This window comes from Streptomyces sp. NPDC107471 (assembly GCF_055582845.1).
This window is the reverse complement of the sequence record NZ_JBVJPC010000007.1, coordinates 206,553-231,182: the sequence shown is the minus strand read 5'-3', so window position 1 is coordinate 231,182 and position 24,630 is coordinate 206,553. Positions and strand designations below refer to the sequence as shown.

Sequence of the window (24,630 nt, the reverse complement as noted above, 5' to 3'; positions counted from 1 at the left end):
TCCCTTTCGCTGGTCTTCACCTGGTGGCAGGCCGGCGGTGGCCGGATCCTGCTCCGTTCGAGCACGTTACTCCCAAGTATCGATGATCGATCGTCTGGGGCGGCCCTCGTTCGTGCATTCTGGGGCGCGGAGACGATCCGTGACCGAGCGGATCCGTGGTGTAGGGGGAGTGTGCACATGGGACGTCTGTCGCGCCGGGCCTTCGCGCTGGCCGCGCTGTCCACCCTGACGACAGCCTCGGGAGCGGCCGCCGCGCCGGGCCGCCCGCGGCGGCGGACGGCGACCGAGATGCGGGGCGTGTGGCTCGCCACCGTGTCCAACCGGGACTGGCCCTCGAAGCCGGGGCTGACCGCCGCACAGCAGCGCGCCGAGCTGATCGCCCACCTCGACCGGGCGGCGGCGGACCGCCTGAACGCGGTGATGTTCCAGGTGCGGCCCACCGCCGACGCCCTGTGGCCCTCGCCGTACGAGCCCTGGTCGCAGTACCTCACCGGGACCCAGGGCGGGGATCCGGGCTGGGACCCGCTCGGCACCGCCGTCACCGAGGCGCACCGGCGCGGACTGCACCTGCACGCCTGGTTCAACCCGTACCGCGTCGCGAACCACGCGGACCCGACCCGGCTGGTCGCCACCCACCCCGCCCGCGAGCACCCGGACTGGGTGGTGCCGTACGGCGGCAAGCTCTACTACAACCCCGGACTGCCCGAGGTCCGCGCCTTCGTCCAGGACGCGATCCTCGACGCGGTGCACAGGTACCCGGTGGACGCGGTCCACTTCGACGACTACTTCTACCCGTACCCGGTGGCCGGCCAGAGCTTCGACGACGACGCGGCCTACGACACCTACGGCGGCGCCTTCGCCAACCGGGCCGACTGGCGGCGGGACAACATCGACACGCTGGTCCTGGAGACCGCGGCCCGCATCCGGCGGGTCCGGCCCACCGCACAGTTCGGCATCAGCCCCTTCGGGGTGTGGCGCAACGCGGCCACCGACCCGCTCGGCTCGGACACGCGCGCGGGTGTGCAGTCGTACGACGACAACTTCGCGGACACCCGCAAGTGGGTGCGCGAGGGCTGGATCGACTACCTGGTGCCGCAGCTCTACTGGAACATCGGCTTCGCGGCGGCCGACTACGCCGAACTCCTGGCCTGGTGGGCGCGGCAGGCGCGGGGGAGCCGGACCCGGCTGTACCTCGGCGAGGCGCTCTACAAGGCGGGGGACCCGGCGCAGCCCGCGGCCTGGCAGGACCCCGCGGAGCTGTCCCGGCACCTCACGCTCGCCCGCGAGTACGCGCAGGCGCGCGGGCATGTCTTCTTCGCCGCGAAGGAGCTCGCCTCGGACCGGATCGGGGCGATGGCGCGGGTGGTCGCCGACCACTACCGGGAGCCGGTGGCGCCCCCGCGCCGGATCACCGGCCCATCTGCTGGAACCGGTGCCTGATCTCGGTGTCGGGGCCGGGTGAGCACACTCCCTCGTGCCCGTCCTCGAAGCGGACGCGGTACGGGGGGTTGCCCTCCTGACCCATCACCTCGACGATCTCACCGACCTTGTCCTGCTGTCCGACCACCCTGCCGTGCTGGACAAGCTGGTCGCCCACGGTTGCACGCATCGTCTGGGGCCTCCTCACCATGTGCGGGAGCAGCGGTCCGTGGCCCCGATTCTACGGCGCGGGGGCCTCGTCGGGACCGGCGCGTGCACGCCGGTCAGCCCCGCGCCCGCTGGGTGACGGCGATGCACACGAGCACCGCCGCGGCCGTCAGCGGGGCGGCCACCGTCAGGTGCTCGCCGAGCAGCAGCACCGACCACACCAGTGTGAGCAGGGGCTGGGCCAACTGCAACTGGCTGGCCTTGGGGATGCCGATCGCCGCCATCCCCCGGTACCAGACCACCAGGCCGACGAACTGCGAGCCCGCCGCCACCCACAGCAGCCCGGCGACACTGTGCCCGGTGAGGTGCACCGGCTCGTACGACAGTGCCAGCGCCGCCCCGGGCAGGCTGACCGGCAGGCAGAGCACCAGCGCCCAGCCGATGACCTGCCAGCCGGGCATGGTCCGGGCCAGTCGGCCGCCCTCGGTGTAGCCGGCCGCGCACACCAGCAGGGCGGCGAAGAGATACAGGTCCGCGGTGCTGAGGGCGCCGCCGCTCTGCTGCACGGTGAAGGCGACCACCGCGGCCGCGCCCGCGAGGGCCGCCGTCCAGAAGGTGCGCGAGGGGCGGGTGCCCATGCGCAGGGCCGACAGCAGCGCGGTCGTCAGGGGGAGCAGGCCCACGACGACCGCGGCGTGCGCGGTGGTCGAGGTCTGCAGGGCGAGCGTGGTGAGCAGCGGGAAGCCGACGACGACCCCGGCGGCGACGACCGCGAGGCCCGGCCAGTCGCGACGGCTGGGCAGCGGGACGCGCAGCGCGAGCAGGCACCCGCCGGCGATGAGCGCCGCGAGGACGCTGCGCACGGCGACCAGGGACCAGGGCCCGAAGCCCTCCAGACCCCACGCGGTGGCGGGGAAGGTGAGGGAGAACGCGGCGACCCCCAGGGCCGCCTGGACGGTGCCGAACGTCCTGGCGGGAGCGGGAACCGCTATCCCGGTCGGCGCGGTAGCGCTACTCTGTACTCTCATGCAAGAGCGTAGCAGCGTCACGGAACTGGCGGAACGCCTGCGGCAGGAGCTGGACCGCTACTCTCCTGGTGGAAAGCTCCCGTCGAGTCGGGCCCTCGTCGACCGGTTCCGGGTCAGTCCGGTGACCGTCTCCCGGGCCCTCGCCCAGTTGGCCGCGGAGGGCCTGGTGGTGACCCGCCCCGGCGCCGGTGCCTTCCGTGCGCGGAGCCGCACCGCCGCCATCGCGGCCGGGGACACCTCGTGGCAGGAGGTCGCGCTGAGCGCGGACGGCGCCGCCGACCTCGTACCGCGCTCGGTGGACGCGTCCGGTGTCCTGGTCTCGCTGGCCGCCCCGCCGCCCGGGGTGGTCGAGTTCAACGGCGGCTATCTGCACCCCACCCTCCAGCCGGAGCGCGCGATGTCCGCGGCCCTGGCCCGTGCGGGCCGCCGGCCCGGGGCGTGGGGGCGACCGCCGACGGAGGGGCTGCCGGAACTGCGCGAGTGGTTCGCGCGCACCATCGGCGGCGCGGTGACGGCCGCGGAGGTGCTGATCACCGCGGGCGGCCAGTCGGCGCTCACGACGTCGCTGCGCGCGCTCGCCCCGCCCGGCGCGCCCGTGCTCGTCGAATCGCCCACGTACCCCGGCATGCTGGCGATCGCGCGCTCGGCGGGCCTGCGCCCGGTCCCGGTCCCGGTGGACGCGGACGGGGTGCGGCCCGCCCTGCTGGCCGACGCGTTCCGGGCGACCGGCGCCCGGGTGTTCGTGTGCCAGCCGCTGTTCCAGAACCCGACCGGCGCGGTGCTGGCCCCCGAACGCCGGGGCGAGGTGCTGCGGATCGCCCGCGCGGCCGGTGCGTTCGTCGTCGAGGACGACTTCGTACGACGGCTCGTGCACGAGGACGCGGGCCCGCTGCCACGTCCGCTGGCCGCCGACGACCCCGACGGCGTCGTCGTCCATGTGAGTTCGCTGACCAAGGCGACCTCGCCGAGCTTCCGGGTGAGCGCGCTCGCCGCGCGCGGTCCGGTGCTGGAGCGCCTGCGCGCGATCCAGGTCGTCGACACCTTCTTCGTCCCCCGCCCCCTCCAGGAGGCGGCCCTGGAACTCGTCGGCTCGCCGGCCTGGCCCCGCCATCTGCGCACGGTCTCGGCGGAGTTGAAGGCCCGCCGCGACACCATGACCACCGCCCTGCGCCTCGGCCTGCCCGAACTCGCCCTCCCGCACATCCCGTCGGGCGGCTACCACCTCTGGCTGCGCCTCCCCGACGGCACGGACGAGACCGCCCTGACCTCCGCGGCCCTCCGCGCGGGCGTCGCGATCACCCCCGGACGCCCGTACTTCAGCGCCGAACCCCCGGCGGCACACCTGCGGTTGAGCTTCGCGGCGGTGGCGGGCCCGCAGGAGATCCAGGAGGGCGTACGGCGCCTCCGCGCGGCTTGCGAGGAGGCGCTCTAGGGGCGCCGGGGAGTCCGTACGCCGGCCCGCTCGGTCCGTGCACCCCGTGGATCCGTGGAAGTCTCCCGGCATGACCGACACCCCGCCCCGGTCTTCGCGCAGTGACCTCCGAGGCACCCTCGGTAACCTCCCGGTAACGCCTCTTGACCTGCGCACTCTCGCGGCTCACGATCGCCGCATGCAACTTCGGGTCACGTTCGTCGCCGCCGCGCGCAGTTCCTCGCTGCTCGCCGAGCGGTTCGAGGACGACCGTCCGCTCGACCAGGCCGGCTGGGACGAGGTGCTGGCCGTCGCGCACGACCTCCTGCCGCTCGCGGCGGCCGAGCTGCGGTACTGCTCGCCCGCACCCCGCAGCCGTGCCACCGGCGACGCCCTCGGATACTCGCCCCTCGTGCAACTCGGTCTGCGCGACTGCGACATGGGCCGCTGGCGGGGGCTGACGCTCGGCGAGGCGATGGCCCGCGAGCCGGAATCCGTGGACGCCTGGCTCGCCGACCCACGGGCGACCCCGCACGGCGGTGAGTCACTGCTCGACTTCATCACCCGCGTCGGCAACTGGCTCGACACCCGGCCCGTCGAGGACGGCGGCCGTATCGTCGCCGTCGCGGAACCCGCCGTGATCCGCGCCGCGCTGGTCTACGCCCTGAAGGCACCGACGTCGACCTACTGGAACATCGACGTGCGCCCTCTGTCGGCGACCACGGTGACCGGCAGGTCCGGTCGCTGGAACCTCCGCTTCGAGGGCGTCCCGACCCGGCCCGCACGGGCCTAGGGGGAATTGCGCGCGGGTTCCGGCCCCGTGGTGGCTTCTCAGCGGCCGCTCCGCTCCGCGCCCCGGCCGTCCTCCGGCTCACGTGCGTACTCCGTGGTCAGGACCAGGTCCTTCGCCGGGCCGCCGACCCGCCACACCGTGCGCCAGTGGTCCGCGTCCACGACCGTGAACTCGCCCCGGTAGAGGTCCGCCGCGCACGGGTGGTCGGCCACATGGTGGCCGGAGGTCAGATCCAGGTCGTGGAAGGGGCGCCCGTCGGCGAAGCGCACATCCGCCGAACCGGGAGACCCGCCGGGCAGGAACCGGAGCGTGCGCTCGGCGGGGCGAGGGACGCCGTGCCAGACGAAAGTGCCCGATTCCCTGGAGAGCAGTCCGCCACCCTCCAGTCGGCCGAAAGCAGTCGTACCGGAGAACCGCCCCTCGTCCCCGCTCGCCAGATCCCGCACGGTTCGCTCGGTCCGCCAGCCTCCCGCCAGATACCCCAGCACATCCGGCACTGGCCAGAACCCGCCCATCAGTCCCTCGCTTCCGACACTTTCGAAACCGCGCGACCCGTTGACGCTCCGGATCACCCTCCCTATCTTGCCGTTCGAAGTGCTGATCAGCGTTTGATATTTCGAACGTCACCTTCGACAGAGAGCCGCGGAGCATCCATGTCACGCACCCGCTGGAGACTCGGTCTCGGCGCCACCGCCTTCCTGGTGGCCGCCGGCCTGATCCCCGCCCCCGCCCATGCCGAGGACGTCACCGACTACGCGATCACCGTCGACCCGTCCGCCAGGGGCGCCGAGATCGACGACACGATGTACGGCGTCTTCTTCGAGGACATCAACCGGGCCGCCGACGGCGGTCTGTACGCCGAGCTCGTGCAGAACCGCTCCTTCGAGTACTCCACCGACGACAACCGGACGTACACCCCGCTGAGCTCCTGGACGGTCGACGGCACGGCCCAGGTCGTGAACGACGACGGCCGGCTCAACGCCCGCAACCGCAACTACCTCTCCCTGGGCGCCGGTTCGTCCGTGACCAACGCCGGATACAACACCGGCGTCCATGTCGACGAGGGCAAGAAGTACGACTTCTCGGTGTGGGCCCGCGCGGCCGCCGGCACCACCCTCACGGTCTCGCTGCAGGACGCCGACGGCACCCTCGCCACCGCCCGCGAGATCACCGTCGGCAAGAGCGGCTGGGCCCGGTACAAGGCCGGCTTCACCGCCACCCGCACCAGTTCCGTGGCCCGCCTCACCGTGGCCTCCTCCGCCGCGGCCGCCCTCGACATGGTGTCCCTCTTCCCCCGTGACACCTACCGCGGCGAACCCAACGGCCTGCGCAAGGACCTCGCCGAGAAGGTCGCCGCCCTGCACCCGGGCTTCGTGCGCTTCCCCGGCGGCTGTCTCGTCAACACCGGTTCGATGGAGGACTACAGCGAGGCCTCCGGCTTCCAGCGCACGCGGTCCTACCAGTGGAAGGACACCATCGGACCGGTCGAGCAGCGCGCCGCCAACGCCAACTTCTGGGGCTACAACCAGAGTTACGGCCTCGGCTACTACGAGTACTTCCGCCTCTCCGAGGACATCGGCGCCATGCCGCTGCCCGTGGTGCCCGCCCTGGTGACCGGCTGCGGCCAGAACAAGGCCGTCGTCGACGAGGCCCTGCTCAAGCGGCACATCCAGGACACCCTCGACCTGATCGAGTTCGCCAACGGACCGGTGAGTTCGACCTGGGGCAACAAGCGTGCCCGGATGGGGCATCCCAAGCCCTTCCACCTGACCCACATCGAGGTCGGCAACGAGGAGAACCTGCCGAACGAGTTCTTCGCCCGCTTCAAGGAGTTCCGCGCCGCCGTCCAGGCGAAGTACCCGGACATCCAGGTGATCTCCAACTCCGGCCCGGACGACTCCGGGACGACCTTCGACACGGCCTGGCAGCTCAACAGGGACGCCCAGGTCGACATGGTCGACGAGCACTACTACAACAGCCCCCAGTGGTTCCTGCAGAACAACGACCGCTACGACTCCTACGACCGCGGCGGCCCGAAGGTCTTCCTCGGCGAGTACGCCTCCCAGGGCAACACCTTCAGGAACGCCCTGACCGAGGCCGCCTTCATGACCGGCCTGGAGCGCAACGCCGACGTCGTCAAACTCGCCTCCTACGCACCGCTGTTCGCCAACGAGGACTACGTCCAGTGGCGTCCGGACCTGATCTGGTTCAACAACCACGCCTCCTGGAGCTCCGCCAACTACGAGGTCCAGAAGCTCTTCATGAACAACGTCGGCGACCGCGTGGTGCCCTCCACGGCCACCGGCACGCCCTCGCTGACCGCCCCGATCACCGGCGCCGTGGGCCTGTCGACCTGGGCGACGACGGCGGCGTACGACGACGTGCGGGTCACCGGCGCCGACGGGACCAGCCTGCTCACCGACGACTTCAGCGGCGGTGCCTCGCAGTGGACGCACACCGGCGCGGGGGAGTGGAGCGTCCAGGACGGGCAGTACGTGCAGACGGACGTGAACGCCGAGAACACCATGGTCTCGGCCGGCGACCCGGCCTGGCACGACTACGACCTGAAGGTGAAGGCCACCAAGAAGGCCGGCAAGGAGGGCTTCCTCGTCGCCTTCGGCGTCAAGGACACCGGCAACTACTACTGGTGGAACATCGGCGGCTGGAACAACACCCAGTCCGCTGTCGAACAGGCCGTGGACGGCGGCAAGTCGACGCTGATCAGCAAGGCCGGCTCGGTCGAGACCGGCCGCGCCTATGACATCGACGTCAAGGTGCGCGGCCGCCAGGTGACCCTGTACCTCGACGGGCAGGAGTGGGGCAGCTTCACCGACGACAAGCCGGCCGAGCCGTTCCGCCAGGTCGTCACCAAGGACCGGAAGACCGGTGACCTGATCGTGAAGGTCGTCAACGCCCAGAACGCGGCGGCCCGCACGGCCGTCGACCTGGGCGGCGCCAAGGTGGCGTCCAGGGCCCGGGTGACCACCCTGGCGGCCGCCCAGGACGCGGTGAACAGCGAGACGTCCACCGCGGTCGCCCCGGTGACGTCCACCTTCGACGGGGTCGCCGGGAAGTTCTCGTACACCTTCCCGGCGAACTCGGTCACCTTCCTGAGGATCAGGCAGAGGTAGCTGGTGGGCGGTGGGGTGGAGCGGCACTTTTCGTTCGCTTTCGGATAGCGCCGAATTCACCCCACCGCCATCGTCGGGAGCACAACCAAGCGAATTCACCCCCCGTCTAATTCGGCGCAGAAAACAACGCGCTGGGGCGAAGGCCCCGGACGGGGGCCTGAATTGACCAGCGACCAGGGCGTGCGACCGACCGTCCCGCCCGAGCCGAAGACCCTGGACGACCTCACGGGAGAGCGGCCGCCGCCCGCCGGACCGGGGCAGGCGGCCCTGCTCGCGGCGACGATCACGGTCGTCGTGCTCTGCGCGGCCGACGCCGTAGCCCGCAGCTACCCCTTCGGGCCGCGCACCCGTAACGTCAACGACCTGGGAAACCAGTACGTCCCGTTCCACGCGCACCTGTGGGACCTGCTGCACGGCCGGGGCACCGGCGGTCTCCTCGTCAACTGGCAGTCGGGGTACGGCGCGAGCTTCCTGCCCGACCTCGGCACTTATCTCACCAGTCCGTTCGCCCTGCTCGTAGCCCTGTTCCCGCGGGACCACATCGACCTCGCCGTGTACGTGATCACCGTGCTGAAGATCGCGTGCGCCGCGGCCGCCATGACCTGGCTGCTGCTGCGGCTGCGCCCCGGCCCGTGGTGGGCGGCGGGTCTGCTGGGCGCGTCCTACGCCCTGTGCGGCTGGACCGTGGCGACCGCCTCGTACAACCTCATGTGGCTCGACGGGCTGATCGCCCTGCCGCTGCTGTGCCTGGTGGGCGAGTGGGTCCTGAGCGGCCGGCGCCCGCTTCTCGGGGTGCTGGTGGTGGCGGCCGCCTGGACCGCCAACTTCTACACCGCCTACATGGCCACCCTCGCCGCCGCGCTGGTGTTCCTGCTGCGGCTGGGGCTGGCCGGCCTGCCCCGCCGCGCGAGGCTCACCGCGGCGGGCCGGGCCGTCCGCACCTTCGGACTCGGCACGGGCCTGGCCGCGCCCCTGGTGACGGTCGTGTACTTCGGCAGCGCGCACGCCTCCGAGGGCCGCTTCACCGGGTTCGCGCCCGCGGACACCCAGGACCTCCTGGCCCGGCTGCTGCCGACGACGTACAGCTTCGGCTCCCCGGCGCTCTACGTCGGCACCACCGCGCTGCTGCTCGCCCTCGCCCTGCCCTTCCACCGGGCGGCTCCCCGCCGGGTGCGGGCCGGGTGGACGCTGCTCGTGGTCGGGGTGACCCTGTCGATGCAGTGGGAACCGACCCATCTGCTCTGGCACGCCTTCGCCGCCCCGCAGGGCAGTTCCTACCGCCAGACCTTCGTGGTGTGCGCCCTGCTGGTCATCGCGGCCTGGCACACGCTCTCCCACGGCCCCCTCGACCGCCGGGCCCTCGGCGCGGCGGCCGGGCTGCTCGCGCTGATCGCGGTCGTCGCCGGCGACAGTCCGCTCGTCCGTCCCTTCGCCTGGCCGGTGTTCCTGGCGGCGACCGTGGGCGCGCTGCTCGGGCTGGCCCTGCTGGGCCGCGAGCGACCCGTACTGCGCATGGCGCCGGCCGCGCTCGCCGCCGTCCTGCTCGTCGGCGCGCAGCTCGGCGAGGCCACCGCCACCGACGCGGTGGCCACCCGGATGCGGCTGGGGCACATGGACGACTACGCGCCCTGGGGCGACCGGCAGCAGGACCAGGCGGACGCCATCGCCCGGGCCGACGGCTGGCCCCGCTACCGCACCGACCCGGGCCGGGAGCAGACCGTCGGCAACGACCCGCTGGAGGTCGGCGGGCAGGGCGCCCAGTACTACAGCAGCCACACCTCGGCCGTGCTCAGCAGCACGCTCACCGCCCTCGGCGGCGGCTGGACCTCGGGCGGCCGCAGTCTCCAGAGCCTGGACAACGCCGTCACGGACGTCCTCTTCTCGGTGGGCGCCCGGGTGCACTCCCCGCCGGACCCGCACCAGAACTGGTTCCCGCAGGACGGCACCGTGGAGACCGTGACCCGGGAGGACGTCCCGCCGCTGGTGACGGTCCGGCCGGCCGCCGCGACCGGTGCCTTCGGCCCGTCGCCGTACCGCAACCAGGAACTCCTGCTGGGCGCCCGCGTCTACACGCTGCCCCGCATCACCGTCCGCAACAGTGCCGGGAAGCCGGCGGACCGCAGCACCGACCGGCGGCAGGGCGTGCGCACCGGAGGGAGGGCGACGATCACCGCCCGGTGCCGGGCGGGCAGCGAGGTCTACCTCTGGGCGCCGCACTTCGCGGGCACCGCGCGGCTCTCCGGGCCCTCCGCCCACGGCTTGACGGGTCGGTTCCGGGCCGACTGGCGACCCCTGACCAAGATCGCCGCGATGCAGCGGCTCGGCACGGTCCCGGACTCCGGGCGCCTCACCATCGAGCTGTCCGCGAACCGCATGGGCGTCGTGCCCGACCAGGCGGTCGGCTGCCTGGACACCGGGCGTCTGCACACCGTCGTACGACGGCTCCGGGCCACCGGCGCCACGAAGGTGACCGTCTCCGGCTCCGGCGGCACGATCCGGGCCGAGCTCCCGACGGGCAGCGAGGGCGTCGCCGTCGTGGCCGCGCCCCGGATCGCCGGCTGGCGCTGCGCCGCCGGTGACGCGGCCCTCGCCCCCGCGCGGCAGTACCACGGACTGATCGCCGTGCCCCTGGACGGCACCTCGACCCACGTCACCTGCGCCTTCCGCCCGCCCGGGCTGCGCCTGGGCACGGCGGTCGGGGGCGGTTCCCTGGCCGCGCTCGCGGGGCTCGGCGTGTTCGGGGCGGTGCGCCGGCGCAGGGCGTGAGTATGCATGTGGTTGCATAAACGTGCAGCGAAACGTATAGTCATGCCATCCAGGAGGAGGATGACATGGCGGTACGGGCGGCGGTGGCCGGAGCGAGCGGATACGCGGGCGGTGAGGTCCTGCGACTGCTCCTCGCGCACCCCGAGGTCGAGGTCGGCGCGCTGACCGGCAACTCCAACGCCGGGCAGCGACTGGGCGCGCTCCAGCCCCACCTGCTGCCGCTGGCCGACCGGGTGCTCCAGGAGACCACGGCCGACGTCCTCGCAGGACACGACGTCGTCTTCCTCGCCCTGCCCCACGGCCAGTCCGCCGCCGTCGCCGAGCAACTCGGCCCGGACGTCCTCGTCGTCGACATGGGCGCCGACTTCCGGCTGAAGGACGCGGCCGAGTGGGAGCGGTTCTACGGCTCCGCGCACGCCGGCACCTGGCCCTACGGCCTGCCCGAACTGCCGGGTGCCCGCACCGCGCTGGAGGGGTCCAGGCGTATCGCGGTCCCCGGCTGCTACCCCACCGCCGTCACGCTCGCCCTCTTCCCGGCCTACGCCGCCGGTCTCGCCGAGCACGAGGCCGTGATCGTCGCCGCCTCCGGCACCTCCGGCGCGGGCAAGGCGCCCAAGCCGAACCTGCTGGGCAGCGAGGTCATGGGCTCCATGTCGCCGTACGGCGTCGGCGGCGGCCACCGGCACACGCCCGAGATGATCCAGAACCTCAGCGCGGTGGCCGGTGCGAAGGTGAGCGTCTCCTTCACGCCGACCCTCGCGCCGATGCCCCGCGGCATCCTCGCCACGTGCAGCGCGTCCGCGAAGCCCGGCGTCACCGCCGAGTCCGTCCGCGCCACCTACGAGAAGGCCTTCGCCGACGAGCCCTTCGTGCACCTGCTGCCCGAGGGCCAGTGGCCCGCCACGGCGTCCGTCTACGGTTCGAACGGCGTTCAGGTGCAGGTCGCCCTCGACGAGGCCGTGGGCCGCATCATCGCGATCAGCGCCATCGACAACCTGGCCAAGGGCACCGCGGGCGGTGCCGTCCAGAGCATGAACATCGCCCTCGGTCTCCCCGAGGAGCTCGGTCTTTCCACGATCGGAGTCGCACCGTGAGCGTCACGGCAGCAAAGGGGTTCCAGGCGGCGGGCATCGCCGCCGGAATCAAGGAGAACGGCAACCCGGACCTGGCCCTCGTGGTCAACTCCGGGCCCCGCCGCGCCGCCGCCGGCGTTTTCACCTCCAACCGTGTGAAGGCCGCGCCCGTGCTGTGGTCCGAGCAGGTCCTCAAGAGCGGCGAGCTGACCGCCGTCGTCCTCAACTCCGGTGGCGCCAACGCCTGCACCGGCCCCAAGGGCTTCCAGGACACGCACGCCACCGCCGAGAAGGTCGCCGAGGTCCTGGAGATCGGCGCGGGCGAGGTCGCCGTCGCCTCCACCGGACTCATCGGCGTCCTGCTCCCGATGGAGCAACTGCTCCCGGGAGTCGAGGCCGCCGCGGCCCAACTCTCCGAGCACGGCGGCGAGAAGGCCGCCATCGCCATCAAGACCACCGACACCGTCCACAAGACGTCCGTCGTCACGAAGGACGGCTGGACCGTCGGCGGCATGGCCAAGGGCGCGGGCATGCTCGCCCCCGGCCTCGCCACCATGCTGGTCGTCCTCACCACCGACGCCGACCTCGACAGCGCCGGCCTGGACAGGGCCCTGCGGGCCGCGACCCGGACCACCTTCGACCGCGTCGACTCCGACGGCTGCATGTCCACCAACGACACCGTGCTGCTGCTCGCCTCGGGCGCCTCCGAAGTCACCCCGGCCCACGAGGAGTTCGCGGAAGCCGTACGGCAGGTCTGCGACGACCTCGGCCAGCAGCTCATCCGGGACGCCGAGGGCGCCAGCAAGGACATCAAGGTCGAGGTCGTGAACGCGGCCAGCGAGGACGACGCCGTCGAGGTGGGCCGCTCCATCGCCCGCAACAACCTCCTCAAGTGCGCCATCCACGGCGAGGACCCCAACTGGGGCCGGGTGCTCTCCGCGATCGGCACCACGAAGGCCGCCTTCGAGCCCGACCAGCTCAACGTCGCCATCAACGGCGTCTGGGTCTGCAAGAACGGCGGCGTCGGCGAGGACCGCGACAAGGTCGACATGCGCTACCGCGAGGTGCACATCGTCGCCGACCTGGCCGCCGGGTCCGAGACCGCCACCATCTGGACCAACGACCTCACCGCCGACTACGTCCACGAGAACAGCGCCTACTCCTCATGAGCAACCAGACGCGGAAGCACACCGCCCTGCCCAAGGCCCAGATCCTCATCGAGGCGCTGCCCTGGCTGGTCCGCCACAACGGCAGGACCGTCGTCATCAAGTTCGGCGGCAACGCCATGATCGACGAGGACCTCAAGGCCGCCTTCGCCCAGGACGTCGTCTTCCTGCACCACGCCGGGCTCAAGCCGGTCGTCGTGCACGGCGGCGGCCCGCAGATCAGCGCCGCCCTCGACAAGCACGGCATCGTCAGCGAGTTCAAGGCCGGCCTGCGCGTCACCACCGAGAACGCCATGGACGTCGTACGGATGGTGCTGGCCGGGCAGGTGCAGCGCGAGCTGGTGAACCTGCTCAACGAACACGGGCCGCTCGCCGTCGGACTGACCGGCGAGGACGCGCACACCATCACCGCCACCAAGCACCAGCCCGAGATCGACGGCGAGTTGGTCGACATCGGGCGGGTGGGCGAGATCACCGCGATCGACACGGGCGCGATCGAGGCACTGCTCGCCGACGGCCGGATCCCGGTCGTCTCGTCGATCGCCCGGAGCCAGGACGACGGACATGTCTACAACGTCAATGCTGACACGGCGGCTGCGGCACTCGCTGCTGCTCTTGGAGCGGAGACTCTCATGGTTCTCACGGATGTCGAGGGTCTCTACGAGGACTGGCCGCACAGCGACGAGGTGATCAGCCGCCTCACGGCTTCCCAACTGGAGAAGCTGCTGCCGGAGTTGAGCTCCGGCATGGTCCCGAAGATGGAGGGCTGTCTGCACGCCGTGCGCAACGGCGTCAACACCGCCCGGGTCATCGACGGGCGGGTCCAGCACTCGATCCTGCTGGAGATCTTCACCGACGAGGGCATCGGCACGATGGTCGTGCCGGACGCGCAAGAGGGGGATGCCGTATGACCGACAATCAGGAGCTCGCCCAGCGCTGGCAGGGCTCGCTCATGAACAACTACGGCACCCCGCGGCTCCCGCTCGTCCGCGGCGAGGGCCTCAGGGTCTGGGACAGCGAGGGCCGGCAGTACCTCGACTTCGTCGGCGGGATCGCCACCAACGCGCTCGGCCACGCCCACCCGGCGATCGTCGAAGCGGTGAGCCGGCAGATCGCCTCCCTCGGCCACATCTCCAACTTCTTCATGGCGGAGCCCACCGTCGCCCTCGCCGAGCGGCTGCTCCGGCTCTTCGGCCGGGACGGCAAGGTCTTCTTCTGCAACTCCGGCGCCGAGTCGATCGAGGCCGCCTTCAAGATCGGGCGGCTGACCGGGCGCACCCACATGGTCGCCACCGAGGGCGGCTTCCACGGCCGCACGATGGGCGCCCTCGCGCTCACCGGCCAGCCCGCCAAGCAGACCCCGTTCCTGCCGCTGCCCGCCGACGTCACGCATGTGCCGTACGGCGACGCCCAGGCCCTGGCCGCCGCGGTCACCGAGGACACCGCACTCGTCGTCATCGAGCCGATCCAGGGCGAGAACGGCGTCGTGGTGCCCCCGGCCGGCTACCTCAAGGCCGCCCGGGCGATCACCGCGGCCAAGGGCGCGCTGCTCGTCCTGGACGAGGTGCAGACCGGCATCGGCCGTACCGGCCACTGGTTCGAGTACCAGGCCCACGAGGGCGTGCTGCCGGACGTGGTCACCCTCGCCAAGCAGCTCGGCGGCGGACTGCCGCTCGGCGCCACCGTCGCCTTCGGACGGGCCGCGGAACTGCTCCAGCCGGGGCAGCACGGGACGACCTTCGGCGGGAACCCGGTCGCGTGCGCCGCGGGACTCGCCGTTCTCGACACCATCGAGAACGACGGGTTGCTGGAGAACGTCAAGCGGCAGAGCGAGCGGTTGCGGGACGGAATCGAGTCCCTGGGACACCCGCTGGTCGCCCGCGTCCGGGGTGCGGGACTCCTCCTGGGTATCGTGCTCACCGAGCCGCTCGCGCCGCAGGTGCAGCAGGCGGCTCAGGACGCCGGTCTCCTGGTGAACGCGCCCGCCCCCGATGTCGTACGACTGATGCCGCCGCTGAACCTCGGCGACGACGAAGTGGACGCGCTTCTTCAGGCCCTCCCCGGCATCCTGGGTGCCGCCGAGGGAGACGGATGATCCGGAGAATGAGACGACGATGAGCCATGCGCAGGATCACGAGCACAACGGGGGCGCGGGGCCCGCGGTGCCGCAGACGCGTACCGCGCGCCACCGCCGGATCGTGGACATCCTCAACCGGCAACCGGTGCGGTCGCAGAGCCAGTTGGCCAAGCTGCTGTCCGACGACGGGCTGAGCGTCACGCAGGCGACGCTCTCCCGGGACCTCGACGAGCTGAACGCGGTGAAGATCCGCAACACCGACGGCGACCTGATCTACGCGGTGCCGAGCGAGGGGGGTTTCCGGACTCCCCGCGCGCCGCTGGGGGAGTCGGCGAAGGAGGAGCGGATGCGGCGGCTCTCCCAGGAGCTGCTGATCTCCGCGGAGGCTTCGGCGAACCTCGTGGTCCTGCGTACGCCTCCGGGCGCGGCTCAGTTCCTTGCCTCGGCGATTGATCAGGCTGAGCTGCACGACATTCTCGGGACGATCGCCGGTGACGACACGCTGATGTTGATCAGCCGGAACCCGACCGGGGGTCAGGCGCTCGCCGAGCACTTGTTGCGGTTGGCTCAGAACGGGCACTGAGGGTTGTCGGTCGGGTGCGGGTGAGCGGGGCTGGTCGCGCAGTTCCCCGCGCCCCTGAAAGCGCTCACCCGAGCCTGGCTGCGAGGCCCCCCGTGATCAGCACCTCGTCGCCCGCCGTGATCAGCAGGGCCTCCGTGTCCGGCAGGCTCTCCATCCAGGCCAGGCCCTCCCGGGAGCCCATCGCGAAGGCCGCCGTCGCCCAGCAGTCGGCCCAGGTGATGATCGGGGCCACCACCGTCACCGAGAGCAGGTCCGTGACCGCGGAGCGGCCGGTGCGGGGGTCGACGATGTGGGCGCCGCGTTCGGCCGTGCCGGACGTGGCCACCGCCAGTTCGGTCGCGCCCGCCGCCGAGACCACCGCCGCCAGACCGCCCGGGCGCAGGGGGTCCGAGACGCCCACCCGCCACGGGCGTTCGGGGCCCGGTACGCCGAGGAGCTGCACGTCCCCGCCGCCGTTGACGCTGACGCCCGTCGCCCCCGACGCGGCGACCCGACGGGCCGCGGCTTCCACCGCCCAGCCCTTGACGATGCCGGTGGGGTCCAGGCGGCCCTCGTAGCGCGTGCTGAACCAGCCGTCGCTCAACCGCTCGGCCTCGGCGCCGAGTTCGAGGACCTCGGCGACCTCGGGATCGCACTCGTCGAGCGTCAGCTCCCCGCGTGCCAGCCGGGAGACCTGGCTGTCGTCGCGGTAGGTGCTGAACACCTCGTTCACGCGGTGCAGGCCCGCCACCGCCTCCCGCAGTGCCTCCCGCACGGCAGCCGGTTCCCCGCCGCGGACGTCGAAGGAGAAGACCGTCCCCATGACCTCCTCCGCGTGACGTACCGCGGCGGGAGCTTGTGCCGACTCGGCCACCGTGTCAGCCACCGGCCTGGTCCAGCGCGGACTGGAGCGACTTCTTGTAGCCCTCGCTGGTGTAGGTGGCACCGGAGACGGAGTCGATGTCCGCGCTGCCGGCCGCCACGGCCGCCTGGTTGAGCTTCGGCACGGACAGCGCCGTCTTCTGGTCGCTGGTCCCGCCCTTCGGCGCCTGTACGGCCTCCGCCTTGGTGATCTTTCCGCCGCTGACCGTGATCCGGACCTGCACCGGGCCGTACTGCGTCTGGGAGACGGCACCGGTGACGGTCTTCGCGGCGGTGCCCGCGCCGCCCGCCGACTGGGACGGCTGGGCCGAGGGCTGCGCCTGGGAGGCGGCCGCGTTCGCCTTGTCGATCGCCGACTGGAGCGACTTCCTGTAGCCCTCGCTGGTGTAGGTGGCCCCGGAGACCGTGTCGATCTGCGGGCTCTGCTTGGTGACCACGTCCTGGTTGAGCTTCGGCACGGACAGGGCGGTCTTCTGGTCGCTCTCGCCGCCCTTGGGCGCCTGGACCGCCTCGGACTTGGTGATCTTGTTGCCGCTGACGGTGATCCGGACCTGGACCGGGCCGTACTGGGTCTGGACCACGTCCCCGGTGACCGCGCCGCCGGCGGTCGCCCCGGTGCCGCCCTGGGCCGACTCCTGTGCCGCCGCCGTCTGCTGCGGGATCGTTCCGCCCGCCTGGGCGGACGCCGGGTCCGAGGACGGCTTCAGCGACAGCATCAGCACGACACCGGAGACGGTGGCGGCGGTCGCGAGCACGACTCGACGGACGGGGTGAGACTTCCTCATCGCTTCAACAGCTCCTGAATTCCCGTCGTCACATCTCGAACGACTCGTGATGGATGCGGCGGGCGGGCACACCCGCGCCGCGCAGTGCTTCGTACACGGACTGCGCGAAACCGTTCGGCCCGCACATGAACACGTCGTGCTTGTCGATGTCGGGCAGCTTGCGCTGGAGGGACTCCGCGGAGATGTCCGGGCGCTCCCCGTCCGGACTGTTCACCGCGTACATCAGCCGGGCGCCGCGCTCGTCCGCGATGGTGGCGAGCTCGTCCCACAGGGCCAGGTCCTGGGTGGTGTTGGCCCGGTACAGGAGGGTGATGTCACCGGCCGCACCCGGCAGCGTCTCGAACAGGGCGCGCATCGGCGTGATGCCGACTCCGCCGGCCACCAGCAGCACCTTGCCGCGGCTGCGGCGCTGGGCCGTCAGGGCGCCGTACGGCCCCTCGGCCCACACCTTGGTGCCGGGCACCAGCTCGCGCAGCCGCTCGCTGTGGTCGCCGATCGCCTTCACCGTGATCCGCAGCATCCCCGGCCGGGGCGCCGCCGACAGCGAGTACGGGTGGGAGGAGAACCGCATCCCCGGCGCGAGGAACCGCCAGCGGAAGAACTGGCCCGCCTCCGCGCCCATCCGGTGCAGCTTGCGCCCGCCGATCAGCACCGACACCACGCCCGGCGTCTCCTCGACGACCGCCTCGACGTACATGCGGTGGCGCAGGTTCAGCCGGATCGGCGTGAGGATCCGGTACCAGAGCACCAGCGCGGTGACCGAGCCGTACAGGGCGTACCAGACGGTCTTGGCGACCGGCTCGACCGCGAAGTCGTTGCCGGTGGTGAGCTGGTGCCAGAACGTCAGGAAGACCGCCGCGTAGGTGAGCAGGTGCACGTGGTACCAGGTGTCGTACGGGATCCTCTTGCGCACCCCGCCGATCGAGATCAGCCCGATGAGGAACAGCAGACCGGTGCCGATGGCCGCCTTGCCCATGTCCGGGAGCTGGTTGATGGAGTCCGTCGTCTGCTGGACGATGTCGCCGAGCCCCTTGCCGGCCTGCAGGGCGTAGCCCCACATGATCAGGAAGACGTGGGCGACGACCAGGCAGAGCGTGTAGCGGCCCGTCATCGCGTGCCAGCGGGCGACCCGGTCCGAGCCCACCCGGCGCTCCAGCGCGGGCACCCGGGCCATCTGGAGCACCACGAGCGCCATCAGGTAGCCGGCCAGCAGACCGGTGATCCGGCCCGCGTTGAGGATCCTGCTGTTGTCGTCCGCCACGGCCGGGGTGTTGTGCCACCACAGCCACAACACCCCGGCCGCGCCCGCCCATACGGCGATCAGCAGGACGGTCGCCGGGGAACGGCGCGGGCGGATGCGGCGCATCGTCTGACGGCGGGCGGCGCGGCCGCCGGCGAGCGTGCTGGTCACGTTTCCTCCGGGGACGGGGGCAAGGGGGGTGGGCGTGGTCCCTTGGCCCTTGGATACGTGCCGTGACGCCGGTGTGTTCAGCCGTCCGCGGAGTCCAGCGCGGACTGGAGTGACTGGCGGTAACCCTCGCTCGTGTACGTGGCTCCCGAGACCGTGTCGATGTCCGCGCTCTGGGCCTGCAACGCCTCGGTCCGCAGCTTGGGCAGGGCGTAGGCGTTGATCTCCTGGTCCCGCGGGTTGTCCGTGGGATAGCTGATCGCCGTGACCTCGGTGAGCCTGCCGTCCTCGATCGTGACGCGGACCTGGACCGGGCCCCAGCGGGTCTGCACCGAGTCGCCGGTGACGGTCCGGGTTCCCGCGACGGCGGGGGCGGACGACCGGGCGGTCACCGCGACCGCCGGCGTGCTGTGCGGCTTCAGCGACAGCAGCATCACCATGCCGGACACGGTGGCGGCGCTCGCCAGTACGATCCGGCGCAGGGGGCGGTTCTTCTTCAGGGCGTGCATACCTACGGCCTCACAGCTCTCAGAGTTCGAACGACTCGTGGTGGATCCGGCGGTCCGGGACTCCGGCGGCGCGCAGTTCCTCGTACACGTCCCGGGCGAAGCCGTGCGGGCCGCAGAGCCAGACGTCGTGGCCGGGCAGGTCGGGGAAGGCCGCCCGCAGCGAGTCGGCGGTGATCCGCGGTCGTTCTCCCCGCGGGCCGTTGAGCAGGTAGTGCACCGTCGCCCCGCGCCACCGCGCGAGGGCCTCCAACTCCCCGCCCAGCGCGAGGTCCTCGACCGTGCGCGCCCGGTAGAGGAGGGTGACCTCGCCCGGCAGCGTCTCGAACAGGGCCCGCAGCGGGGTGATGCCGACCCCGCCCGCGATCAGCAGCGCCCTGGAGGAGGTCTGCCGGTCCCCGGTCAGCGAGCCGTACGGCCCCTCCGCCCACACCCGGGTGCCGGGCCGCAGCAACGCCACCGCCGTGCTGTGGTCGCCGAGTGCCTTCACCGTGATCCGCATGCGGTCGGGGCGCGGCGGCGCCGACAGGGAGTACGGCGTCGACGTCCACCGCAGACCGTCCGCGAGGAACCGCCAGCGGAAGAACTGCCCCGCCCGCGCGCCCAGTTGATCCAGCTCCCGCCCGTGCACGACGACGGACCACACCCCCGGCGCCTCCTGGTGCACCGACTCCACCCGCAGCCGGTGCCGCAGGTTCAGCCGCACCGGGCCGAGGATCCGGAACCACAGGACCAGGGCGGCCACGCCCAGGTAGAGCACGTACCACGCGGCCGTGGCCACGGCGTTCCCGCTCAGGTCGTCGCCCAGGGCGAGTTGGTGGCCGAAGGCGAGGAACACGGCCGCGTAGGTGAGGAGATGGACGTGGTACCAGAACTCGTGGCCGGTGCGGCGGCGCACCGCGCGCGCGGAGGTGACGCCCACCGCGAGGAGGAGCACCGTGCCGGCGGTCGCCTTGAGCATCTCCGGGTAGTCCAGGACCACGGTCACGGCCTCGTGCCACAGCGAGGCGCCGTCCTGGGCGGCGTACCCGGCGACGATCAGCCCGATGTGCGCGAGCAGCAGGCAGACGGTGTACCGGCCGGCCGTCGCGTGCCAGCGCGCCACCCGGTCCGAGCCGATCCGCTCCTCCAGCAGCGGGACCCGCGCCATCAGGCCCACCAGCACCGCGCAGGAGTACCCGCACAGCAGCCCGGCGATCCGCCCGGCCCCGGTCAGCCATCCGGCCGTACCGACCACCGCACCGGTGTCCGCCCACCACAGCGCGAGCACGGCCGCCGCCCCGGCCCACAGCAGGGTGAGCAGCGGGCCGGCCGGGGAGCGCCGGGCCGCGAGCGGCACGGGCGGTGCCTGCCGCTCGTACAGGGTGGTCATGAGTACGTCCTCTCTGCCGTCCGGGACGCAACTGTGCGGGCCGAAGCTCTCAGCCCGCTCTGAAAACGGCCCCCGCAGAGCGCACTCAGAGGAAACTCAGAGCCGCCCGGGGCCCCCGCCGCTCCGGCCAGGGGTGATGCTGGAGAGGACATGAACACCGCACGCTCCGGCCGCCCCGCCCTCACCCGCCCCGACGGCACCCCGCTGCGCGTCCTCGTCGTCGACGACGACCCGGATCTCGCCGAGGTCCTCTCCGGCGCCCTGCGCTACGAGGGCTGGCAGGTCCGCACGGCCGGCGACGGCGCCTCGGCCGTGACGGCCGCCCGGGAGCTGCTGCCCGACGCCGTGGTCCTGGACGTGATGCTCCCGGACACCGACGGCTTCGCCGTCCTGCGCGCCCTGCACACCGTGAAGTCGGACGTCTGCGTGCTCTTCCTGACCGCCCGGGACGCCGTCGAGGACCGCATCAAGGGCATCACGGCGGGCGGCGACGACTACGTGACGAAGCCGTTCAGCCTGGAGGAGGTCGTCGCCCGGCTGCGCGGACTGCTCCGCCGCGCGGGCATGGCCCGGCAGCTCGACGAGGGGCCGCGGCTGACCGTGGGCGACCTGGTCATGGACGAGGAGGCCCGCGAGGTCACCCGCGGCGGCGAGCTGGTCGAACTGTCACCGACCGAGTTCGAGCTGCTGCGGTTCCTCATGCGCAACCCGCGCCGCGTGCTGAGCAAGGCGCAGATCCTCGACCGGGTGTGGTCCTACGACTTCGGCGGCCGCGCCCACGTCGTCGAGCTGTACATCTCCTACCTGCGCAAGAAGGTCGACGCGGGCCGCGAGCCCATGATCCACACCGTGCGCGGCGCGGGGTACGTGATCAAGCCGGTGCCGGCGTGAGGGACCTCAGGCCGCACACCCTGCGGGCCAGGCTCACCCTCGGCCTGGTGGTGCTGCTGGCGGTGAGCTGCGCCGCGGTCGGCGTCGCCGCGGTCCTCGGGCTGAAGGGCTTCCTCACCAGCCGCCTCGACGAGCAGCTCACCGAGGCGGGGAACCGTTTCGCGGTCAGCCTGGAGCACCAAGGCCAACCGCAGAAGAACGATCACGATGGCGACGAGCGCGCCGACACCCGGCGCCAGGCCACCGGCACGTTCGGCGCCCGACTGGTGGACGGCACGGTCACCAACGCGGCCGTCGTCCGCACCAGCGGCACCCTGAACGTCGACCTGAGCCCCGGTGACCGGCACAGGCTCGCGGCGGTCCCGCCCGACGGCCGCGGCCATGGCGTCGACCTCTCCGCCCTGTCCGACTACCGGGTGATCGCCACGCAGGGCCTGGACGGAGACGTCCTGATCACCGGACTGCCCCTGGAGCCCGTCGAGGCCACCGTCCACCGCCTGGAACTGGTCGCCGGGATCGTCTTCGGCGCCGCCCTCACCGCCGCCGGTGTCGCGGGCGCCCTGTGGGTGCGCTGGTCCCTGCGCCCGCTCAGCCGGGTCGCCGCGACCGCCGCCCGGGTCGGCGAACTCCCGCTCGCCAGCGGGGAGGTGGCCCTGCCGCCACGCGCCCCGGAAGCCGACCCGCGCAGTGAGGTGGGTCGGCTCTCGGGCGCCTTCAACCGCATGCTCGGCCATGTCGAGGACGCCCTCACCAAGCGCCACGCGAGCGAGGAGCGGCTGCGCAGCTTCGCCGCCGACGCGAGCCATGAACTGCGCACCCCGGTCGCCACCGTCCGCGGCCACGCCGAACTCGCCCTGCTGCACCCCGGCCCGGTCCCGCCCGAGGTCACCCGTGCCCTGGAGCGCATCGCCGCCGAGTCGACCCGCATGGGCGCCATGGTCGACGACCTGCTGCTGCTGGCCCGCCTCGACGCGGGCCGCCCGCTGGAGGCCGCCCCCGTCGACCTCACCCGCCTGGTCCTCGACGCGCTGACGGACGCGCGGGCCACGGGCTCCGGGCACCACTGGGAGCTGGACCTCCCGGAGGAGCCGGTCATGGTGCGGGGCGACGAACACCGTCTCCACCAGGTGCTGGCCAACCTCCTGTCCAACGCCCGCCTGCACACCCCGCCCGGCACCAGGGTGACGGTGACCCTGGAGACCGACGGCGGCTCGGCCCTCGTGCGGGTCCACGACGACGGCCCCGGCATCCCCGAGGAGATCCAGCCCGGCGTCTTCGAACGCTTCACCCGTGCCGACCGCAGCACCAAGGCGGAGACCGGCGGCGCCGGCCTCGGCCTGTCGATCGTCGCGGCGGTGGTGGAGGCGCACGGGGGAAGCGTGGCGGTGGAGAGCGGACCGGGCTCGACGACCTTCACGGTCCGACTGGGGGCAGCGGGACCGACCTAGGGGAGCGGGGGGCCGATCCAGGGGAGCGCGCCGGCCCCGCTCACACCGGGGACGGCGGCAACGGCAGGGGCAGCCCGGGCAGGCCGTCCAGGCTCGTGGCGATGTGCTCCTTCTTCGTGAAGTACTCACTGAGCGACACGTCGTCGTCGCGCGAGAACCGCCTCGCGTGCAGCTCGCGGTCGCTCTCGTACGCCATGTACGGCACCGCGTAACCGCAGGAGTCCCGGACCAGTTCGGCCCGCACGACGATGATCGCCCGCAGTCCGTGCGCGGTCGGGTCGATGTCGGGGAAGTGGGCGAGCAGTTCGCCGAAGCGCGGGTCGTCCCGGAAGACCGGCTCGCCGCGTCCGTGCACCCGCACGATGTTCGGCGGTCCCTGGAACGCGCACCACATGAGGGTGATCCGGCCGTTCTCCCGCAGGTGCGCGACCGTCTCGGCGTTGGAGCCGGCGAAGTCGAGGTAGGCCACGGTGAGTTCGTCGAGGATCACGAAGGAGCCACGCAGCCCCTTGGGGGAGAGGTTGACCGTGCCGTCGCCGGAGAGGGGAGCGGTCGCGGTGAAGAAGAGGGGCTGCGCCTCGATGAAGGAGCGGAGCCGGCCGTCTATGCGCTCATACGTCTTTCCCATGTACAGGCATTATGGGGGTAATTCTTTCGCCTGTCTAAGGATTTCGGACGTCCCTCGCGGGGGAACGCCCGTGGCCGCCCCGGCCGGCGCTCACACGGGGCGGCCACAGCGCCTGTCACGTCACTGGGTGAGCGTGCAGGCGGCCAGGGAGTCGAGGCCCTGCGGCTTCTCCGCGGTTCGGCCGATCGAGATGGCGATGCGGTCGATGGTCGACTTCCGCTTGTCGGCCAGCGGGCCGAGGATCGCGTTCTGGACGAAGTTCGGTCCGCCCTGGCCGACCGTGTCGACGAGCCGCTTGTCGGCCTCGGCGATCTGGGTCTGGAGCAGCGCGAGGTTGCGGTCCACCTCGGCCTGTGCGGTGGCCGGGATGGCCGGGAGCTGCGAGGCCACGTCCGGGCAGGTGATGGCGCCCGCCCCGGCGGCCTCGCCCGCGTCTCCCGCGTTCCCCGGGTCCTCGGCGCCGGCCGCCTCGCTCGGAGTGGCCCCGTTCTCCTCGCCGGCCCCGGCCTCCTCGCCCGCGCCCGCCTCCTCGCCGGTGCCGGCGGCGCCGCCCGCGTTGAGCGTGCAGGGGGCCAGCGCGTCCAGGCCCTGCGGCTTGTCGGCCGTGCGGCCGATGGCGGTGGCGATGCGGTTGACGGTGGCGATCCGCTTGTCCTCCAGCGGGCCCAGGATGGCGTTCTGCACGAAGTTGGGACCGCCCTGGCCGACCGTGTCGACGAGCCGCTTGTTGGCCTCGGCGAGCTGCGTGTCGAGCAGCGCGAGGTTGCGGTCCACCTCGGCCTGCGCGGTGGCCGGGATCGCGGGGAGCTGCGAGGCCACGTCCGGGCACGTGATGCTGCCCGGGTCGGCCAGCGTGCGGGCGGTGGCGGTGCTGTTCTTGGAGGTCTCCCCGGCGAGGGCGGTACCGGCGACGATCGCGCCGGTCAGTGCCACGGCGGCGGCGCCGCCGATGATCGCCACGCGGCGCTTGTTGTACTTCGGAAGAGCCCTGGACATGCGGATGCCTCACTCGGGGTCGGGAGTGGTCTTCGTTGACAAACGCGGCGCCTGCGTTCGGCGTGGAATACGAGCAAGCGGTTTCTGGTGTTCAAAGGGACCGCGAATTCCCCGCCGCTC

22 protein-coding genes are annotated in these 24,630 nt (G+C 72.3%); 12 read left to right on the top strand and 10 right to left on the bottom strand.

The annotated features are described in order from the left end of the window. Window positions 1-177: 177 nt before the first annotated feature. Window positions 178-1,440, top strand: a complete 1,263-nt coding sequence (locus tag ACZ66S_RS24575) for a glycoside hydrolase family 10-like protein (protein WP_469903666.1) — start codon at window positions 178-180, stop codon at window positions 1,438-1,440. Here the strand turns inward: ACZ66S_RS24575 and ACZ66S_RS24570 are convergent. Both ACZ66S_RS24570 and ACZ66S_RS24565 read right to left on the bottom strand, forming a co-directional pair. Then, complete coding sequence (locus tag ACZ66S_RS24570; protein ID WP_037715145.1) at window positions 1,409-1,609, bottom strand: DUF1918 domain-containing protein; 201 nt, start codon at window positions 1,607-1,609, stop codon at window positions 1,409-1,411. The two genes, ACZ66S_RS24575 and ACZ66S_RS24570, sit on opposite strands and share 32 nt — an antisense overlap. A 94-nt stretch (window positions 1,610-1,703) precedes the next feature. Beyond that, entirely contained in the window at window positions 1,704-2,615 is a 912-nt protein-coding gene (locus ACZ66S_RS24565) for a DMT family transporter (protein ID WP_469903665.1), read from the bottom strand. Here ACZ66S_RS24565 and ACZ66S_RS24560 point away from each other — a divergent pair. Beyond that, a complete protein-coding gene (locus tag ACZ66S_RS24560; protein WP_469903664.1) occupies window positions 2,614-4,047 on the top strand; it encodes an aminotransferase-like domain-containing protein in 1,434 nt (477 codons plus the stop codon). The genes ACZ66S_RS24565 and ACZ66S_RS24560 overlap by 2 nt on opposite strands. 178 nt (window positions 4,048-4,225) lie before the next feature. Continuing rightward, complete coding sequence (locus ACZ66S_RS24555) at window positions 4,226-4,819, top strand: histidine phosphatase family protein (protein WP_469903663.1); 594 nt, start codon at window positions 4,226-4,228, stop codon at window positions 4,817-4,819. Window positions 4,820-4,857: 38 nt separating this feature from the next. Here the strand turns inward: ACZ66S_RS24555 and ACZ66S_RS24550 are convergent, their stop codons facing one another. After that, window positions 4,858-5,334 carry a DUF6314 family protein gene (locus ACZ66S_RS24550; protein WP_469903662.1) on the bottom strand — a complete coding sequence of 159 codons (477 nt, stop codon included), beginning with the start codon at window positions 5,332-5,334 and terminating at the stop codon, window positions 4,858-4,860. Window positions 5,335-5,472: 138 nt separating this feature from the next. Between ACZ66S_RS24550 and ACZ66S_RS24545 the strand changes: the two genes are divergently transcribed. The 7 genes from ACZ66S_RS24545 (at window position 5,473) to ACZ66S_RS24515 (ending at window position 15,615) form a co-directional block, all read left to right on the top strand. Further along, window positions 5,473-7,950: an alpha-L-arabinofuranosidase C-terminal domain-containing protein gene (locus ACZ66S_RS24545; RefSeq protein WP_469903661.1), complete on the top strand. Its 2,478-nt coding sequence runs from the start codon at window positions 5,473-5,475 to the stop codon at window positions 7,948-7,950. 180 nt (window positions 7,951-8,130) lie between these two features. Continuing rightward, a complete protein-coding gene (locus tag ACZ66S_RS24540) occupies window positions 8,131-10,716 on the top strand; it encodes a YfhO family protein (protein WP_469903660.1) in 2,586 nt (861 codons plus the stop codon). A 65-nt stretch (window positions 10,717-10,781) separates the two neighbouring features. After that, window positions 10,782-11,810 carry an N-acetyl-gamma-glutamyl-phosphate reductase gene (argC, locus tag ACZ66S_RS24535; protein WP_469903659.1) on the top strand — a complete coding sequence of 343 codons (1,029 nt, stop codon included), beginning with the start codon at window positions 10,782-10,784 and terminating at the stop codon, window positions 11,808-11,810. Further along, window positions 11,807-12,958, top strand: a complete 1,152-nt coding sequence (gene argJ, locus ACZ66S_RS24530; protein WP_469903658.1) for a bifunctional glutamate N-acetyltransferase/amino-acid acetyltransferase ArgJ — start codon at window positions 11,807-11,809, stop codon at window positions 12,956-12,958. Before argC ends, argJ begins: the two co-directional genes overlap by 4 nt. Beyond that, entirely contained in the window at window positions 12,955-13,866 is a 912-nt protein-coding gene (argB, locus tag ACZ66S_RS24525) for an acetylglutamate kinase (protein ID WP_469903657.1), read from the top strand. The genes argJ and argB overlap by 4 nt, the downstream gene beginning before the upstream one ends. Continuing rightward, a complete protein-coding gene (locus tag ACZ66S_RS24520) occupies window positions 13,863-15,050 on the top strand; it encodes an acetylornithine transaminase (RefSeq protein ID WP_469903656.1) in 1,188 nt (395 codons plus the stop codon). Before argB ends, ACZ66S_RS24520 begins: the two co-directional genes overlap by 4 nt. Window positions 15,051-15,069: 19 nt before the next feature. Continuing rightward, a complete protein-coding gene (locus tag ACZ66S_RS24515; protein ID WP_053848933.1) occupies window positions 15,070-15,615 on the top strand; it encodes an arginine repressor in 546 nt (181 codons plus the stop codon). 64 nt (window positions 15,616-15,679) lie between these two features. Here the strand turns inward: ACZ66S_RS24515 and ACZ66S_RS24510 are convergent, their stop codons facing one another. The 5 genes from ACZ66S_RS24510 to ACZ66S_RS24490 form a co-directional block, all read right to left on the bottom strand. Continuing rightward, a complete protein-coding gene (locus ACZ66S_RS24510; RefSeq protein ID WP_469903655.1) occupies window positions 15,680-16,480 on the bottom strand; it encodes an FAD:protein FMN transferase in 801 nt (266 codons plus the stop codon). Continuing rightward, window positions 16,473-17,261 (bottom strand): FMN-binding protein, encoded by a 789-nt coding sequence (locus tag ACZ66S_RS24505; RefSeq protein ID WP_469903654.1) that lies wholly within the window; start codon window positions 17,259-17,261, stop codon window positions 16,473-16,475. Before ACZ66S_RS24505 ends, ACZ66S_RS24510 begins: the two co-directional genes overlap by 8 nt. 28 nt (window positions 17,262-17,289) lie before the next feature. Then, a complete protein-coding gene (locus tag ACZ66S_RS24500; protein ID WP_469903653.1) occupies window positions 17,290-18,672 on the bottom strand; it encodes a ferredoxin reductase family protein in 1,383 nt (460 codons plus the stop codon). A 77-nt stretch (window positions 18,673-18,749) separates the two neighbouring features. Continuing rightward, window positions 18,750-19,178: an FMN-binding protein gene (locus tag ACZ66S_RS24495; protein WP_469903652.1), complete on the bottom strand. Its 429-nt coding sequence runs from the start codon at window positions 19,176-19,178 to the stop codon at window positions 18,750-18,752. Window positions 19,179-19,197: 19 nt separating this feature from the next. Then, window positions 19,198-20,547 carry a ferredoxin reductase family protein gene (locus ACZ66S_RS24490; RefSeq protein WP_469903651.1) on the bottom strand — a complete coding sequence of 450 codons (1,350 nt, stop codon included), beginning with the start codon at window positions 20,545-20,547 and terminating at the stop codon, window positions 19,198-19,200. Window positions 20,548-20,697: 150 nt separating this feature from the next. Between ACZ66S_RS24490 and ACZ66S_RS24485 the strand changes: the two genes are divergently transcribed. Both ACZ66S_RS24485 and ACZ66S_RS24480 read left to right on the top strand, forming a co-directional pair. Then, window positions 20,698-21,438, top strand: a complete 741-nt coding sequence (locus ACZ66S_RS24485) for a response regulator transcription factor (RefSeq protein ID WP_469903650.1) — start codon at window positions 20,698-20,700, stop codon at window positions 21,436-21,438. Continuing rightward, window positions 21,435-22,886 carry a sensor histidine kinase gene (locus ACZ66S_RS24480; RefSeq protein ID WP_469903649.1) on the top strand — a complete coding sequence of 484 codons (1,452 nt, stop codon included), beginning with the start codon at window positions 21,435-21,437 and terminating at the stop codon, window positions 22,884-22,886. The genes ACZ66S_RS24485 and ACZ66S_RS24480 overlap by 4 nt, the downstream gene beginning before the upstream one ends. 40 nt (window positions 22,887-22,926) lie before the next feature. Here the strand turns inward: ACZ66S_RS24480 and ACZ66S_RS24475 are convergent, their stop codons facing one another. Beyond that, complete coding sequence (locus ACZ66S_RS24475) at window positions 22,927-23,514, bottom strand: pyridoxamine 5'-phosphate oxidase family protein (RefSeq protein ID WP_469903648.1); 588 nt, start codon at window positions 23,512-23,514, stop codon at window positions 22,927-22,929. Window positions 23,515-23,634: 120 nt separating this feature from the next. Beyond that, window positions 23,635-24,510 (bottom strand): hypothetical protein, encoded by an 876-nt coding sequence (locus ACZ66S_RS24470; RefSeq protein ID WP_469903647.1) that lies wholly within the window; start codon window positions 24,508-24,510, stop codon window positions 23,635-23,637. Window positions 24,511-24,630: the final 120 nt, after the last annotated feature.